This window comes from Conexibacter sp. DBS9H8, from assembly GCF_023330685.1.
Classification (GTDB): Bacteria; Actinomycetota; Thermoleophilia; order Solirubrobacterales; family Solirubrobacteraceae; genus Palsa-465.
The window spans coordinates 962,942-978,682 of sequence record NZ_CP097128.1 but is presented as its reverse complement, the minus strand read 5'-3'; the positions used below and the strand labels follow the sequence as shown (position 1 = coordinate 978,682).

At 70.7% G+C, this 15,741-nt stretch carries 12 protein-coding genes; 5 read left to right on the top strand and 7 right to left on the bottom strand.

Features of this window, described 5'->3' with window-relative positions; translation table 11 throughout:
• Window positions 1-477 precede the first annotated feature (477 nt).
• Both M3M55_RS04610 and M3M55_RS04605 read left to right on the top strand, forming a co-directional pair.
• Window positions 478-1,029: a type IV toxin-antitoxin system AbiEi family antitoxin domain-containing protein gene (locus M3M55_RS04610; protein WP_249011652.1), complete on the top strand. Its 552-nt coding sequence runs from the start codon at window positions 478-480 to the stop codon at window positions 1,027-1,029.
• Complete coding sequence (locus tag M3M55_RS04605) at window positions 1,030-1,785, top strand: nucleotidyl transferase AbiEii/AbiGii toxin family protein (protein ID WP_249011651.1); 756 nt, start codon at window positions 1,030-1,032, stop codon at window positions 1,783-1,785.
• Window positions 1,786-1,942: 157 nt separating this feature from the next.
• On the opposite strand, the gene M3M55_RS04600 is transcribed toward M3M55_RS04605, so the two are convergent.
• Together M3M55_RS04600 and M3M55_RS04595 are read right to left on the bottom strand one after the other, a co-directional pair.
• On the bottom strand, window positions 1,943-3,598 hold the full coding sequence (locus M3M55_RS04600; RefSeq protein ID WP_249011650.1) for a hypothetical protein: 1,656 nt from the start codon (window positions 3,596-3,598) through the stop codon (window positions 1,943-1,945).
• A 172-nt stretch (window positions 3,599-3,770) separates the two neighbouring features.
• The gene (locus M3M55_RS04595; protein ID WP_249011649.1) at window positions 3,771-5,639 is read right to left on the bottom strand and encodes an HD domain-containing phosphohydrolase; all 1,869 of its coding nucleotides are present in this window, start codon (window positions 5,637-5,639) and stop codon (window positions 3,771-3,773) included.
• 360 nt (window positions 5,640-5,999) lie between these two features.
• Here M3M55_RS04595 and M3M55_RS04590 point away from each other — a divergent pair, with 360 nt between their 5' ends.
• Window positions 6,000-7,031 carry a DUF892 family protein gene (locus M3M55_RS04590; RefSeq protein WP_249011648.1) on the top strand — a complete coding sequence of 344 codons (1,032 nt, stop codon included), beginning with the start codon at window positions 6,000-6,002 and terminating at the stop codon, window positions 7,029-7,031.
• A gap of 36 nt (window positions 7,032-7,067) precedes the next feature.
• Here M3M55_RS04590 and M3M55_RS04585 read toward each other — a convergent pair whose 3' ends face one another.
• A complete protein-coding gene (locus M3M55_RS04585) occupies window positions 7,068-7,331 on the bottom strand; it encodes a ferredoxin family protein (RefSeq protein WP_249011647.1) in 264 nt (87 codons plus the stop codon).
• Window positions 7,332-7,404: 73 nt separating this feature from the next.
• Window positions 7,405-8,877 (bottom strand): amidase, encoded by a 1,473-nt coding sequence (locus M3M55_RS04580; protein WP_249011646.1) that lies wholly within the window; start codon window positions 8,875-8,877, stop codon window positions 7,405-7,407.
• 22 nt (window positions 8,878-8,899) lie between these two features.
• Between M3M55_RS04580 and M3M55_RS04575 the strand changes: the two genes are divergently transcribed.
• Both M3M55_RS04575 and M3M55_RS04570 read left to right on the top strand, forming a co-directional pair.
• Complete coding sequence (locus M3M55_RS04575) at window positions 8,900-10,000, top strand: citrate synthase 2 (protein ID WP_249011645.1); 1,101 nt, start codon at window positions 8,900-8,902, stop codon at window positions 9,998-10,000.
• A 2-nt stretch (window positions 10,001-10,002) separates the two neighbouring features.
• Window positions 10,003-10,725 carry a GDSL-type esterase/lipase family protein gene (locus M3M55_RS04570; protein WP_249011644.1) on the top strand — a complete coding sequence of 241 codons (723 nt, stop codon included), beginning with the start codon at window positions 10,003-10,005 and terminating at the stop codon, window positions 10,723-10,725.
• Here M3M55_RS04570 and M3M55_RS04565 read toward each other — a convergent pair.
• From M3M55_RS04565 to M3M55_RS04555, 3 genes are all read right to left on the bottom strand, one after another.
• Window positions 10,702-11,796, bottom strand: a complete 1,095-nt coding sequence (locus tag M3M55_RS04565) for an EAL domain-containing protein (RefSeq protein ID WP_249011643.1) — start codon at window positions 11,794-11,796, stop codon at window positions 10,702-10,704. The two genes, M3M55_RS04570 and M3M55_RS04565, sit on opposite strands and share 24 nt — an antisense overlap.
• Window positions 11,797-11,900: 104 nt before the next feature.
• Window positions 11,901-13,580, bottom strand: coding sequence for a hypothetical protein (locus tag M3M55_RS04560; RefSeq protein WP_249011642.1), 1,680 nt, complete (start codon window positions 13,578-13,580; stop codon window positions 11,901-11,903).
• A 246-nt stretch (window positions 13,581-13,826) separates the two neighbouring features.
• A complete protein-coding gene (locus tag M3M55_RS04555; RefSeq protein WP_249011641.1) occupies window positions 13,827-15,593 on the bottom strand; it encodes a hypothetical protein in 1,767 nt (588 codons plus the stop codon).
• Window positions 15,594-15,741 lie beyond the last annotated feature (148 nt).

Genomic DNA, 15,741 nt, shown 5'->3' with positions numbered 1-15,741 from the left:
TGGTCAGGTCACCGTTGAGCCACGTATCGACAGTGAGACGCTTCTCTTTTCAATATGGATTGAAGGGCGTCTGTTCTGCTTCACGGGGACCTTCTGGACGGTGCGGACCGGGGTTCAATTCGCTTTTGCTGGCGATTCCTGACGGCCTGCGCCGACTTCTGGGCAGTTCGGGGAAGAACTGAGCCTCCCTTGTCGGGAGGCCGCAGTCTGCTTGGAGAGTGAGCTGCTGGCCGTCGTGCGGCGACGCGGGGGTATCGGGTGGCGAGTCGCGTGGCCGTCTTGACGGCGGCAGGGCTCCCCAAGTCCGGTGCGCTCGGCGGCTTCGCCGTACCTCCTGGGCATCCTCGGCGAGTACGCCCGTGTCCGCGTACGCCGCCGCTTGGTGCTTGTTAGCCGTGACCACCACACAGCTAATGTCCCCGATCTCAGACTTACAAAACCGTCCCGTTTTCGGGACTGTTCTGCTATTTTGAAGGTATGGCACTTGCGACGACATACCGACGGACTCTGCGTGAACGCGCGGCTGATCGGCTCGGATACGTCACGACCGGCGATGCCGGCGAGCTCGGTGTGCCCGCACAGGAGTTGCGCAAACTCACCCAGCGCGGAGGTATTGAGCACATCGCTCATGGCCTCTACCGCTTTGAGGACTTCCCCTACACGGGGAGGGAACAGTTCTTGGAAGCGGTCCTCCGCGTCGGGGAAGACGCTCATCTTGTGGGCGACGCCGTGCTCGCTCTCAACAACTTGGCTCTCGTCAATCCTCGCAAGATCCGGGTTGGGGTTCGTCGTCGCCCGCGGCGACAGCTCCCCGAGTTCATCGAGGTGGTCCGCGATACAGCTCCGGAAACCGAACGTCAGTACTTCGACGGCATCCCCGGCACCACGATCACCCAGGCGCTGCTGGATTGCCGGGGAACGGTGATGCGCGACCGGTTGGTCGAGGCCGCTCGCGATGCGGCTCAACGAGGCCTGCTGCCGTTGAAGGAACTCGATGGAGTGGTGCTTGCCATCGAGAACGGCAAGTAGATGCCCAAACCGCCCGGCAAGCTCAACAACCTGAACCAGCGGATCGGCGTCTACGCCAACGCGCACGGGACGACCGCCCAACGTGTTCATCGCACGGTGGCAAACACCATCGTCGGTCAGTTGATGCCACCCGGCGTGGTCAAGGGCGGCACGGCGATGAAACTGCGAGTCGGGGAGTCGGCCAGCCGATTTACCCCGGACTTCGACGCCGCGCGCGCAGCGAAGGTCGAACTTGCCGACTACGTCAAACAGCTCAGCGCTGCGCTTGAAGCTGGCTGGAACGACTTCACTGGCACGCTCACCGAACTCGAAGCCCGGGCACCCGAAGACGTCCCGGACGACTACGCGATGCAGCGCTTCGAGATTCACCTGGAGTACAAGAAGAAGCCCTTCGCGAAGATCAAGTTCGAGCTGGGGCGCGACGAGGTCGGAAGCACAGAAACGGCCGAGAAGCGGCTCGCACGGGACATCATTGATCTCTTCGCTGAACTCGGCCTGCCCGAACCTGAGGCTGTTCCCGTCATGGCGGCCGAACACCAGGTCGCCCAGAAGCTGCACGCATGCACATCGGTGAGTAAGCGAACCGGTCAGAACGAGCGAGCACACGATCTCGTCGATCTTCAGATCCTCGATGAAGAGGCAACCCTCGTCTACGCGAGCGCTGCCGAAGGACTCAGCGTGATCCCCGACATAACGGAAGCGATCATCTGGGCTAACAGCCTCATCGCCAGCATCGTGGCCGCCGGCGGCTCGTAGCCCCGCAGATTTTCGGGGCGAGTCGAAAGGTCAGCTCGCTGCAGGGAAGGGCGGGCATTGACACAAGAAGGCGGGCAGCTGTGCAGACCCCGCCTTTCGGTTCCCCAATCGCCAGGTGCTGCGGCTATTGGAAACTGTCCCGTAGGTGGCCGAAGCCTCAGATCCGGAACCGGCGGGTGCGGACCGGGCCGTAGCCGTGGGCGTCGCCCGCCCGCACCGAGAACTGATAGAGCCCGGGACGCAGACGGCGGTAGGTGACCGGCGCACGGCAGGCGTGGAAGTGGGCGGGGCCGGCCTTGCCGTGGCGGACCGGGGCGAGGGCGCAGACAAAGCGGGTCGCCCGCGGGCCGGAGGCGCCGAGCCGGAAGCGGGCGGTGTGGGCGGCGGGGCTGATGCTCGCGGCGAGGATCCGGGTGTTCGGCAGGGCCGGGACGCGTCCGCCGTGGCCGGCAGCGGGAGTGACAAAGGACCGAGCGTTGGCGACGACGTAGCCGCCGTAGGTGAGGAACAGGACCCGGAAGTAGTAGCGGGTGTGGGGGGCGAGCCCGCGGAGGCTGGCCGTCACCGTCTGGGCGCCGGTGTCGGCGGGGGTGTTGCCACACAGCTGGGTGACCGCGAGGTCCGTGCCGGGGGTCGAGCCGGCGCTGAAGGGGTTGATGCCCCATTCGAACTCGCAGGCGCGGACCCCCTGCCCCTTGGCGTTGACGGTCGCCCGCAGCGTCGCGGCGGTCGGACCGACCCCGGTCGCGGCCAGGGTCGTCGCACTCGGCTGCGGCGGCACGGGCGGGGTGGTGAAGGTCGCCGGGGTGGCGATCACCGGTCCCTGGGCGGTGGTGAGGACGACCGTGTCGATGTACTTCGTGTTCGCGGTCAGGCCGGTGACGTTCGCGTTGACTGCGACCGGGCTGGTGCCGGTGATCTGGTCGGCCGCGAGGGTGCAGGGGACGGTCTGCAGCTGCGGTCCGGAGACGCCGTAGTAGAAGGCGCAGGCGGTGACGGTCTGCCCCTCCGGGTCGACGGTGCCGTTGAGGGTCGCGGAGGTGGAGGTGAGGTTCGCCGGGGTGCCGATCGTCGCCGCGAGCGTGGTGAAGGAGCCGCTGCTGGCCGTCGACAGGGTCGTTCCCTTCCCGGCTCCGTAGACGATCATCAGGTCGTAGGTGTAGGTCGTGCCGGGGCTGAGGCCGGTGACGGGCGCGGACACCGGCTGGGTGGTCGCCCCCGGGCTCGGCAGGTTCGCGCAGTTGACGACGGTCGCCGCAGCGCCGTTGGCCGCGTAGCTGAAGGAGCAGGAGCTGATGCCCCACTGCTCCGGGTTGACCGTCCCGTTGAGGGTCACGCCGCTGCCGCCGAGGTCGCTGACCGCGGTGGTGGCCAGCTGCGGCGGCACCGACGCACTCGGGGTGATGAAGCTCGCATCCCCGCCGCCGGTGGTCGTGGCGCCGACGCCGAGCAGGCCGCCGGTGACGATCTCCAGCTCGTAGTGGTAGACCTGCCCGCCGGTGAGGTTGCTCAGGTTGGCGGTGACCGTCGAGGTGCCCGTCGCGCTCGGCGCGGTCGCACACGGGGCGGTCGACCCGTAGCTCGTCGTCGTCCCGTAGGCGAAGTAACAGGTGCTCGACAGCGACGCCGTCGAGGTGGAGGCGCCGTTGAGATTGACCGTCCCGGACACGGTCGCCGTCGTCGGCGTGACCTGTGAGGCCGGCCCGGTGGTGACCGTCGGGGTGCCGCTGGCGGTCGCGGCAAGCGCCGCCGGGGCGCTGAGCAGACCGACCGTCGCCGCGAGCGCGACGACCATCAGGACAAGGCGCTTCATCTTCCGGAGTCTAGGGAAGTTCACCGCTTCCGGGGCCGGTGCAGGCGCGCTGACGGAAGCGGCGCGTGGAGCTGCGGGAGGCGGTGGCCGGCAGCGGGCGAGCAGGTGCGCGGGCACGGGTCCCCCGGAGGTTCCCGGCGGTGGATCTCAATGCCGGCGCTCCCACACCGCTTCACGGCGCAGCGGCCGGCTTGCCGGTGACGAACGCGCGAACGACGGCGGGGTCGAACTGGGAGCCGGCGTGTCGCTGGAGCTCGGCGAGCGCATCCTCACTGGACAGCGCCCGGCGGTAGGGGCGGTCCGAGACCATCGCGTGCCACGCGTCGCAGACTGCGACGATCCGGGATTCGATGGGAATCTGTGATCCGCTCAGGCCGTGCGGGTATCCGCGGCCGTCCCATCGCTCGTGGACAGCGCCGACGAGCGGCGCGATGTCAACGAGCAGGGGCACGCGTGTGAGCAGCGCGGCGCCGATCACCGAGTGCTGCTTGACCTCCTCATATTCCTCGGGGGTCAGCGCTGAGGGCTTGGTCAGCAGCTCCGTGCGGATCCCGAGCTTGCCGATGTCATGTAGCAGCGCACAGAAGCGCAGGGCGCGACGCTGGGGATCGGCCAGATCCATCCGCACCGCCGTCTGCTCGGCGATGTCGGCAACGTGCTGGGCATGGTTGGCGGTGTAGGGGTCCTTTGTCTCGAGCGCGTCACAGAGCAGCGCGAGAGTCGTGCCGAATGACCCCTCCATGTCCTCGAGCAGCGCGCAGCGGTGCAGCGCCGCAGCCGCCTGGGCCACCACCGTCTCAGCGAGCAGCACGTCATCCTCAGCGAAGGCATGCGTGGCGAGCTGTTCGAGGTTGAGCACACCCCACACGGTGCCGTCGATGAGGATCGGGACCGCCAGCTCCGACCCCGGGTTGACGCTGGCGTCCGTGCCGAGGTAGTCCGGATCGAGTCGCGTGTCGTTGACGAGAGCCGACTGCGCGCTGCGTACGACGCGCCCGTTGACGCCGCAGCTGACCGGCTGCACCCAGGCAAGGAAGTTGTGGTCCTCCTCCGTCAGCGGTCCCGCCCCGGCGAGGATCCGAAGCATCCCGTCCTCATCGAGGCGGTGGATGACGGCGAGGTAGTAGCCGAACGCGGCATGGAGCTCGTGAACGACCGCTTCCGCGATCGCGCGCGGGTCACGCAGCTCGGTCAGTCGCGACGCGAGCCGGCAGGCGACTTCAAGTCGCTCGGTGCCGTCACGATCATGGATCCTGGCGGCCGTCTGCGGGCGTCCCTTGTGCGCGTACATGTTGGCATCGGCGATCCGGACGAGCGCGTCCCGGGTCATCGCATCGTCGGGCACGCTGGCCACACCCCAGGAGACGCCCGATGACCCGTCCAGGCGAGCGATCGCCGCGGCGGCCCGCTCGGCGATGACCGTCGCATCCGCTGCGCCGGCGCCGGGCAGGACGACCGCGAACTCATCACCGCCGAGCCGGAAGACGGAATCGGAGGCGCGACACACGCCGGTCAGCGCCGCCGCGGTCGCGCGCAGGAGCCGGTCCCCGGCGGCGTGCCCACCGCCGTCGTTGATCGCCTTGAAGCGGTCGAGATCCATGACGATGAGGCCGACAGGCCACTCCGGGCCCGTCGGGTCGGACGTGAGCAGACGCGCGAGGGTCTCCTGGAACTCGCCACGGTTCAGCAGGCCCGTCAGGGGATCGGAGCGGGCGCGCCGGTGATGCTCCTCAAGCAGCCGGACGTTGTCGAGCGCGATCGCGGCGTGGGCGGTGAAGGCGGCGAGCAGTTCGGCGTCGGTCTCTGAGTCGGGCTCCCACCCTTCCGGCCAGGCGAGCTGCATCGTCCCGACGAGCCGTTCGCGGGCGACGAGCACGAGCCCGGGCGCCCTGTCACGACCGTCACAGAGACGGACGGTCACCTGTCGTGCCCCGAACAGCAGGCGGGCGTGTGTCTCGATGCGCTGCTTGCAGTCACCGACCGTCGTCGCCCCCACGATATCCGTGTAGCTGTCAAGCAGGTCGCATCGGGAAAGGGGCATCCCTCGCCTCATCGGCGCGCACGGACGGTTCTTGCTTGGCCCCGGGGACCGGATGGCTTGGCCCGGGGGCCAACACCGGGTCCGCCACCACGTCGGCGCGGCCGTTTCTGACGCGGACCCGACCGGGCGCCGGCTGGGAGCGACCGCTCAGGCCGCCCGGCGACTCGACGGACGTATGAGCGAACACGTTCCCGGAACAGCGCCCGACCGTTTCCCGCGGGGCCGATCAGCGACCCCGTCGCGTGGGCCGCGGCGATTCGGGGTAGCACTGGGTGTGACCCCGGATGGCCCCGTTGACGCCGTCAGTCGGTCGTATCGACGGCGGGCCGCCCACCTCTTCTGACGAGATTGGATGTCCTGATGATTGCGGCACAGCAGAAACTCCGGCAGTACCTGACTGAGGCCCGGGCCGTCGAGGACGCGCTCACCCGCGTCCTGGAGGCTCAGATCGCGATGACGCCACGAGGGGAGTACCGCACGGCGCTCAGCGCCCACCTCGAGGAGACCCGTCAGCACTCCTCACGGCTCGCTCAACGGCTCGGCGAGTTCAGCGGCGGCGGGCGCCCGCTGAGCGCCGCCGTTGCTCTGATGGAGAACATCACCGGCCAGGCGCTGGCGCTCGGGAAGACCCCGTTTGACCTGTTGCGCGGCTCCGGCGGGGAGGAGAAGGTCCTCAAGAACGCCCGGGACGCATGTGCGAGCGAGTCGCTGGAGATCGCCATGTACACGGTCATCGAGCGTCTCGCCCGCCGGGTCGGCGATCCGGAGACCGCCGAGCTTGCCGGCGCGATCCGCGCGGAGGAGGAGCGAATGCTCGCTCAGATCATCGGGGTGCTGCCCCAGCTCACTGAGGCGATGGTCGCCGCCGTTGACGGGGATCCCTCCTATGACAGCGCGACGACCGGTGCCGGAGAGGCGGTGCAGGACGCCCGTCGCGCGGCCAGGCGCACCGCCGGCCGGGCGGTGGCGGCGACCCAGCGGTTCGCCCGCCGGGCGCGCCGACTGCCGGGCGTGGCACGGCTGGAGGGTGAGGTCATGGGCGCGCTGGCCGGCGAGGACGACCTGGCGATCGCCCACTACGACTCACTGACCGTCGATGAGATCGCCGCCAAGCTCGGCCGCCTCTCCCAGGTCGATCTGGCCACGATCGACGCCTACGAGCGGCGGCACCAGAACCGGTCCACCCTGACCCAGCGGATCTCCACGCTCCGGGGCACCGAGCCGTGGCCCGGATATGACGAGCTGACCGTCACCGAGATCCAGGCCGTTCTGCGCGCCGGCGATGACGGGCTCGCCCGGCGGGTCGCCGCCTACGAGGCTGACCACAAGAACCGCGCCGGCGTGCTCAAGGCCACCGACGCTGACCGTGCCAGCGCGCCCGCGGGCGCGTAGGCCGGTCGGCCCGCCCCCCCCGGCCCAGGCCGGGTGTCAGCGCTTGCGGAAGAACTCCGCGTTGATCCCGGCGAACTTCTGCCACTCGTCGGGCAGCTGATCCTCGGCAAAGCACGCGTCGACCGGGCAGGCCTCCACGCAGGCGTCGCAGTCGATGCACTCCTCCGCGTCGATGTAGAGCTGCTCGACCTTGTCGTAGTCGGGCTCATCCGGCGTCGGGTGGATGCAGTCGACCGGACAGACCTCAACGCACGAGTTGTCCTTGGTGCCAATGCAGGGCTCGGCGATGACGTAGGCCATGGGTGTCTCTGTCTTCCTTCTGATGGTCGGGTGCCGCGAACGAGGGCGTGATTCTACGCAGAGTGCCCGCAGATCAGGTCCCCGGGGCCGCCCCGAGGATCGGGGCGAGCATCCGCTCCCGCCACGGCCAGCCCCGTTCGAGCGCGGCGGCGAGGGCGAGCAGCTCCCACTCCCCCGCCGGCTGACCGATCAGCTGCACGCCGACGGGCAGCCCGTCGGCGGCGACGTCCACGGGCAGGGTGATCGCCGGCAGGCCACAGACGTTGACGATCGCCGTGTAGGGGGTGAACGCCCCGGAGGCCCGGTAGTCGCACCACGGCGCATGTCCGGGGCCGCCGCGGCCGTGGATCTGCCCGGTCCGGGGCGGGCGCTGAGCGAGGGCGGGGGTGAGGACGACGTCGACTGCGCCGACGGCGACGACGATCCGCCGGGCGAGGGCCTCCAGGCGGGCCTGGGCGGCGAGGTGGTCGAGGCTCGAGAGCGTCTCGGCGTGCCGGTAGATCGCCCAGGTGAGCGCCTCGACATCCTCGGGCCGGGCGGGGCGCCCGGCGAGCTCGGCGCCGGCCCGCACCCCCATTGCGATCAGCGGCCCGAACGCGGCGGTGAAGTCGTCGAGCAGGTCCGGTGGCGACCAGTCGAGGGTGAGCGGCTCGACGTGGTGGCCGAGGGCCTCCAGCTGGGAGCCGACCCGGGCGACGGCCGCGGCACAGATCGGGTGCAGGCCGTCCGCGGGGAGGGCGGGGTCGAGGACGAGCCCGACCGCCAGCCCGGGGGCGGGCGTCGCCGCCTCCGCCGCCGCGTCGATAAAGCGCCGCCCGGGCTCCAGCGGCGGCGCCCAGGTCGCATCCCCGCGCTCATAGCCGGCGAGGACGTCCAGCAGGGCGGCGGTGTCCGCGACGGTGCGGGTGAGCACCCCGTCGGTGGCGAGGAAGCTGTCGCCCGCTTCGGGCCCGGCGGAGATCCGTCCGCGGGCGGGTTTGAGGCCGACGAGGCCGCAGCAGGCGGCCGGGATTCGGATTGACCCGCCGCCGTCGTTGCCGTGGGCGAGGGGCACCATCCCGGCGGCGACCGCGGCGGCCGAACCGCCGCTGGAGCCGCCCGGGCTGTGCTCGAGCTGCCACGGGTTGGCGGTCGGCCCGCCCCGGGCGGGCTCGCAGGTCGACAGGATCCCCAGCTCGGGCAGCGCCGTCTTGGCGACGATGACAAAGCCGGCGGCCCGCAGCCGCGCGATGACGTGGGCGTCGAGGTCCGGAACGTGGTTGCCGAACAGCGCCGAGCCGGCGGTCAGCGGCATTCCGGCGACCGCCCGGTTGTCCTTGATCGCGATCGGAACCCCGGCGAAGGGGCGCCGGTCCCCGGCTCCGATCACCGCGGCCGCGGTGGCCGCGGTGTCGGCCGCGACGTGGGTGCATGCGTTGATCGCCGGGTCGCGGGCGGCGATCGCCTCGAGGCTGAGCGCGGTCAGCTCCGTCGCGGTGATCTCCCCGGCCCGGATCAGCCCGGCGAGCTCGAGGGCGGGGCGGGTGAGCAGGGGCGCCTCCGGCACAGAGCGAGCGTAGCCTGTGGGGATGAGTGTCTTTGACGAAGTGCAATCCGGCCTGGAGGGGGTGGTCGCCTTCGCCACGGAGATCGCCGAACCGGATCGGGACGCCTCGGCGCTGCGCTACCGCGGGGTCGACATCGAGGAGCTGGCCGGCCGGGTGCCCTTCGAGCAGGTGTGGGGGCTGCTCGTCGACGGGCGCCTGACCCCGGGGCTGCCTGCGGCCGACCCGTTCACCCTGACGATCCGCACGGGCGATCCGCGCGTCGACCTGCAGGCGACGCTGGCGACCCTCGCCCCGTTGTGGGGGCTTCCACCGCTGCTGGAGAGCTCCCCGGCGCAGGCTCGGGACGACCTCGCCCGCGCCTCCGCGGTCGCTCTGTCCGCGGTCGCCCAGTCCGCCCGCGGGGCCGAGGTGCCGGCGGTACCGGAGGCGACGGTCGCGGCCGGCGGGTCGAGTGCGGAGCGGTTCCTGCTGCGCTGGCGCGGGGAGGCTGACCCCGCTCATGTCCGCGCGATCGACGCCTACTGGACGACGGCGGCCGAGCACGGCAACAGCTCCTCGACCTTTGCCGCCCGGACGATCGCCTCCACCGGCGCCGACGTCGCCGCCGCCCTGTCGGGTGCGGTCGCCGTCCTGTCGGGCCCGTTGCACGGCGGCGCCCCCAGCCGGGTGCTGGCGATGCTTGATGAGGTCGCCGCCGCCGATGACGCGCTCACCTACGTGCGGGCCAAGCTCGACCGCGGGGAGCGGCTGATGGGGTTCGGGCACCGGATCTACCGCGCCGATGACCCGCGCGCGAAGGTGATGCGCCGCTTTGCCCGCGAGCTGGGCGCGCCGCGGGTCGCGGCCGCCGAGGCGCTCGAGGCGGCGGCGCTGACCGAGCTGGCCGCCCGCCGGCCCGGCCGGGTGATCGCCACCAACGTCGAGTTCTGGGCGGCGGTGCTGCTCGACTTCGCCGCCGTCCCCGGCGACCTGTTCACCGCGATGTTCGGGTGCGCGCGCGTCGCGGGCTGGTCCGCTCACATCCTCGAGCAGAACCGGGAGGCGCGGGTGATCCGCCCGACCGCCAAGTACGTCGGGGCGGCCCCGCGGCCGCTGCCTGGGCCCGAGCCCGGGGAGGGCTGAGCGTGGGGGCGGGCGTGCTCGCCCTCGGCGACAGCATCACCAACGCCGGCGGGGAGATCCAGCAGGGGGTGGCGTTGCAGTCCTGGGCGCTGTGGACCGCCCGCGGGCTCGGGCTCCCCTACACCCCCTACGCGGTCGACGGCGCGACCGTTCAGGACGTGCTCGCGGTGCAGCTCCCCCGCTTTGAGGCCGCCCACGCCGACCCGGACGCCCGCTTTGAGCTTGGCTGCCTCTACATCGGCACGAACGACATCCGCAGACCGGACTGGGATCAGGCGGCCTTTGAGGCCGCCTTCTCCACCGCGCTGGAGTGGCTCGCCCGGCGCTGTGCGCGGACGTTGACGGCGACGATCCCCGCCCGGATGGGCCGCCCGCCGCACCCGCGCCGGATCGCGCAGGTGAACGCGGCGATCACCCGGGTCGCCGCCGCCCACGGGGCGCTCGTGCTCGACCTGACCGACTTCGGTGCCCGCAACCTGATGATGGCCGACCACATCCACCCGACGGCGTTCGGGCAGGTGGCGATCGCCGAACGGGCCCTCACCCTCCTCGCCGGAGACGGCCTCGTCTGCCGGGTGCACCCGAGCACGCTGATTGCCCCGGCCCGGACGTGGCTGGGGCGCCTTCAGGATGACCTGGCGACCCTGCGCCGCGGGGTCCGCTTCAGCCTGCTCGAGCGCGCCGCGCGGCGGCGCATGCGCTCAGGGCCGGGTGCGGGCGAGTGATTCCAGGAGCGCCTCCACCGGGATCACGCCGATCAGGCGGTGGCGGTCATCGACGAGACAGAGCGGGCTGTAGCGGTCCTCACTGCCGCGGGCGCTCGCGCGGAGGCTGACGTCGGCGACCCGCTCGTGGGCGAGGACGCACATCGCCGGGTGGAGGCTGGGATGGCCGCCGGGCCGGGGCACGGCGACCTGGACGGGCCGCCCGGCGGCGTCGGTGAGGACCGTCGTCTCCGGGAGGTGGGCGGGCAGCTCGGCCCCGGCCGGGGCGGGGCGGGCGAGGGCGCCGAGACGTCCGTCCCGCCGGGTCGCGGCGCGCTCACGCAGCTCCCGGCCGGTGAGCGGCGGGAGGCTCTGCATCGACGGGGCGGGCCGGCCGAGCAGGTAGCCCTGGACGAGCGGGACGCGCAGGTCGATGAGGCGCTGCAGCTCGGCGGGGAACTCGACGCCCTCGGCGATGATCCAGGCGTCGAGCTCGTCCGCGAAGGCGCCGATCGCCGCGACGGCGGCGACCCGCTGGGGGTCGCGGTCGAGGCCGGTGACGACCCCGCGGTCGAGCTTGACGAAGTGCGGCCGGACGGCGAGCAGGTGGGAGATCCCCGAGTAGCCTGCGCCGGTGTCATCGACGGCGATCAGCGCCCCCCGGGCGCGGATCCCGTCGAGGGCGGCGAGGAACGCCGGGTAGTCGGCGACCGGGGTCTGTTCGGTGATCTCGATCACCACCCCGGCGAGGGAGTCCGGCCCGCTGAGGGCGAGCGTCACCTCGACGGACTGCAGGCCCTCCGGGCTGACGTTGACGGACAGGAACGTGTTCGGCGGCAGGTCGGCCCGGTGGGTGAGGATCGCCTCGAGGGCGAGGGCCTCCAGCCGCGGCCCGTAGCCGTGCAGGGCGGCGGCAGCGAACCACGCCTCCGGGGAGGGGGTCTCCGCATCCCCGAAGTCGCTGAAGGCCTCATAGCCTGCGACGACCCCGCGGGGGAGATCGACGATCGGCTGGAAGAGCGGGGTGATCCGGCGCTGCTCACAGACGCGCTGGAGACGGTCAGGCCAACGGCTGTCGGTGAGGCTGAGCACGAAACGGTCCAATCCTCGGGTGGGACCGGGCAACATACCGCGATTAAGCCGCTTATTCCAGCAAATTTCGGTTCATCGCTGCGAGAGATGGCTGCCGCGTCCCCTCAGCGGGGGAAGCGGACGGTCACCAACCGGCTGACGGTCGCGTGCGGGCCGCCGACGCCGTGGAGGAGCAGGCGGGCGGTCAGCCTGAGCGTCCCGGCGCGGGCGAGCGCCCCCCGGCGGAAGCCGGGGATGAGCAGGCTCTCGCGGGTGCGGCTGAGCGGGGACAGGGTGATCGCCTGTCCGGTGATGCGGATCAGCCGGCGCCCGGCGCGCTCGAGCAGCGCGAGGTGGCCGAAGACGGGGATCGCGAGCGCGTTGTCGACGCTGAGGGTGACCCGCCAGGCGCGGCTCGCACCCGCCCGGGCGGTGGTGACGTGCACGTCCGGGTGGACGGTCGGGAGCGCCCCGCCGTGGGGGAGGAAGACGGTGAGGCCGTTGGGGGTGCCGAGGCCGGTCGGGCCGTTGTAGCGGGGGCCGGCCTCACAGATCCGGGAGTGACAGGTCGGGCTCGTCTTCCCGGTCGTGATGTGATGCAGCGCCGACTGCTCGGCCTTCGCGTGGGCGTAGACGAGCGGCGCCTCCTGGCTGCCGAGGCTGCCGGCGAGGCCGATCGCCGCGGCGATGATCGGGGCGGCCACGCTCGTGCCGGTCGCCTGATACCACGGGCCGCCGGGGGTGGTGATGTGGCTCGCGTAGGTGTACACGCCGGGGTCGGAGACCGCCGACAGGTCGGCGACCGCCCGCATCTGCCCGCAGCCGACCGCGCTCGCGTACCCGGCCTGCCACGGCGCGGCGGTCGAGAACAGCGCACAGCCGCTGACGGTGTCTGACCACGCCTGCTCGGAGGCGTAGGTCCCGTTCGGACGGGTGTGCAGGACGGTGCCGCCGACGGCGAGGACGTCCGGGAGGGAGGAGGGGAAGTTGATCGCCCCGCTGTAGCCGTAGGTCGCGTTGAGCGCCTCCCCGGTCGCCGACACGATCGCGGTGTGGGCGTGGCTGAAGTCGAGGGCGTAGTCGGTGTCGGAGGAGGACTCGACGGGCTCGAAGGTGGTGACGATCACCGTCGCGCCCGCCTTTGCGGCCGCGTTGACGGTGGCGGACAGGTCCGGGGAGGTCGGCGTGTTCGCCTCAAACAGCATGATCTGGCAGCTCTCACAGATCCCGTGCACCGTCTGGGTGCCCAGTGAGGTCTCCGTCTCCCACTCACTGCGGGTCGGGTCGGTGACCGGCAGCGGACTGCTCTTGCCCTGCTCGTTGTGGATGCTCAGGCACCCGTTCGTGAGGGTGCAGGCGGGCAGGTGGAAGTAGCGGTCATAGGCGGCCAGGTCACCGGCGACGGACGGGTCGTTGTAGGCGGAGATGATCGCGACCTTCTGGCGGGCGGCCCCGCGGGCGGGGAACCCGTAGGCCTGGCGGATCCCCGCGGGGCTGTAGGGGCGCGCCGACCCGGAGGCGGCCGCGCGGCGCAGCTGACCGGAGCGCAGCCCGCCGGTGGGGACGGTCCCGGGGGCGCTGACCGGTGTGAGCGTGACCCCGGCGCTCGCGGGGGCGGCGAATGGGTTGGCGCTGAGGGCGGCGGGGGTGGCGCCGGCCGGGGTCGCACTCGGAGCGGCCGATCCGGCGGCACTGGCGCTCGCGAGGGCGGGGGTCGCACCGGCGCAGGCGAGCAGCGCGGTGAGCAGCCCGAGGCGGCGCAGGCGGCGCGAGGAGGGCGCGGGGAGGGAGAAGGGTCGGTGCATTGAGAGTGTTAACGCGGTGGGGGTGCGGCGGTTGCGCGGGCGCTGCGGTGGCCGATCAGGAGCGCCGGCCGCGGTGGGCCACTCGGGGGCCCGGCCATTGAGGGTGTGGGGCAGACCGCCGCGGACCCGGGCCGGTCCGTTCCGGGAAGGAGAACGGCCGCCGCGGTTGCCCGCGACGGCCGTGATCTCAGGTGTACTGCGCCCTGGCCGGCGCCCGGAAGCGCCGGCCAGGTGTGGCCCTTGGGACTAGCGGCCGTGCTTCTTGGTGACGTGCTTGCGAGCGATGTGCTTGCGAGCAACGCGCTTGCGGGCGACGTGCTTCTTGGTCGCCTTGTGCATCTTGATGCCCTTGGCGTGAGCGGCCGTCGCGGTGATCGAGTCGATCTGCGGGACGTTGACGCCATTCGTGTCACCGGTACCGGAGTTGGGGCCTAGTGCCGTGGTGAAGATCCCCTCCGGGAACTGAACCTGAGTCCCGCTACCGGCGAAGAACGTCTGGGTCTGGGTAAATGTCAGCAGAACCTGCTGCTGACCGGGGCCCGAACTCGGGCCGACCGTCACGGTCGGCTCAGTGTCGACGACAGCACCCGTCGAACTCAGCAGGTTAATGCTGTTGCCAGTAGTGGGAGCCGCAGCGTCGGTCGAGCCCACGAAGTTCGTCCCGGGAGCGGCGCCGACGCGCTGATCCAGGTAGACGAGGAACTGGGGCTGACCAAGCTGGTTGGTCCCCTCACTCACGACGGCCTGAACGTCAGGACCGGTCGTGTACCCACGGGCGAACAGACCGGCGTTACCGCCAATCGGCGCAGCACCGGGCGTACTGGCGGTGACGGCGCCGCCTGGGGTCGGTGCCGTGGTCGAGGTGCTGACCGCGTTCGCATCGACCGTCGCGAGAGTCGCGTACTCGGCCACAGGCGAGAGCGCTCCAGTCGTGACGCCGGCGGTGGTGGTGCCAGGGAAGTTCACGGTAACCGTGTTCCCGCTGATCGTGTCGGTTACACCACTGAGCTGCGAGCCATCAGAGAGAGCGACATGGAACGCAGTCGCCACCGCGCTACCGACCGGGTGGTCGAACGTGTAGGTGACCGACGTGTACCCGGAGTTCAGGGTCGCGCTAACAAGGGACGGAATCGTCGAGACGCCACCGATCGAGAAGTTGCCGTTCTGGCCCCCAACCTCGTCGGCAGTGTTCCCGTTGTTCGCAGAATAAACCGCTGCTGAGGTGGAGTTCTCCACGAACGCCTCAGTTGCGGAAGCCGTTGGAGCGGCTCCCGTGGTTGGGTTAAAGTTGATCGTCACAACATTGCCCGTGACAGACTGGACGCTCGTTCCAAGTTCTGTGACGGTCGTCGGTGTCGTACCACCGTTATTGACGTACTCGAAGCCGAAGTCAGCCGGAGTGATGTTGTTAGGATCGACGTTCTTGTCGAAGGTGTACACGAGCGTGTTCGTCCCGCCGGCTGTCGGGGGGACCGTCGCAGCGGTGGAGTCCGACGTTCCGACCTTGACCGATGAGAGATCCGGCCCGGCGGTGTGACCCTCGGTACCGGTTTGGCTCTGAGAGCTGGTTAGCGTCGTCGAGTCGGCGAGGCTAGATCCACCTGACGAAGTGACCGCGCCAGCGACACCAGTGACGATCGTTCCATCGCCAAGAACGGAGTTGCCGCCGAGCTCGTTGATGGTCAGGTCGACGCACTTGTTGTTCGCGCTGTCGATCGTCGCAGCCGTGGGGACGAGCCCCTTGCTGTATGGGCTGATGGTGTCGCCGCTGAGGTAGTTGCTCACCACGAAGTCGCCTTGGACGACGGACGTGAGGGCCTTGTCGTAGCAGACCTGGATCGTCGAGGCGCTTGTCGCCGTCGCACTCACAAGATCAGGCAGGTTGGTGGTAGAAGACGGCGACGCGCCCGCAATAGCGGCCTGTGCCGACCCCGCCGCAGCCAAAGGTGCGGCTACTGCTGCCACCGCGACCGCCGTGCGCATTGCCCGCGCCCGGTTCAGTCGTGAAGCCATAAGGAGATCCTCCTGTTGGTTTTCGTTCTCTAGCAGCCCTGGCCTCCCACCCAACCTGCTCCGTTGGCAGGAGGTCGGTAGAGCCGGACAGGCCAGGTTGTAGCAGAACCCGGGGGCGAAAGTGAGGTTTGCTTGCGAGTTTGCAGGC